At 71.3% G+C, this 289-nt stretch carries 1 protein-coding gene; it reads left to right on the top strand.

From position 1 onward, the window contains the following. On the top strand, positions 1-289 hold a 289-nt coding region (locus tag EN850_RS35740; protein WP_189591360.1), incomplete at both ends, for a DegT/DnrJ/EryC1/StrS family aminotransferase.

The following is a 289-nucleotide window of genomic DNA, read 5'->3' as shown; positions in this document are numbered from 1 at the left end:
AGCGCGCACCCAAGCGCGATACCGTGATCCTGCCGGCCTACACCTGCCCGCTGGTGCCGATCGCGGTACACAGCCTCGGCCTGCGCGTGCAGCTGTGCGATACCCGCCGCGGCCATTTCGAGTTTGATCCGGCACAGCTCTCGCGCTTGGCCGATGCGCGCACCTTGGCCATCCTGCCGACCCACCTCGGCGGTCGCATCGCCGATGTCGAACGGGCCTGCGACATCGCCCGCCGCGCCGGGGCCTGGGTCATCGAAGATGCCGCGCAGGCGCTGGGCGCCCGGATCGG

The organism is Mesorhizobium sp. M8A.F.Ca.ET.207.01.1.1 (assembly GCF_004794715.1).
In the GTDB taxonomy this organism is placed as follows: Bacteria; Pseudomonadota; Alphaproteobacteria; order Rhizobiales; family Rhizobiaceae; genus Mesorhizobium.
This window is presented reverse-complemented; position numbering and strand designations above follow the sequence as displayed.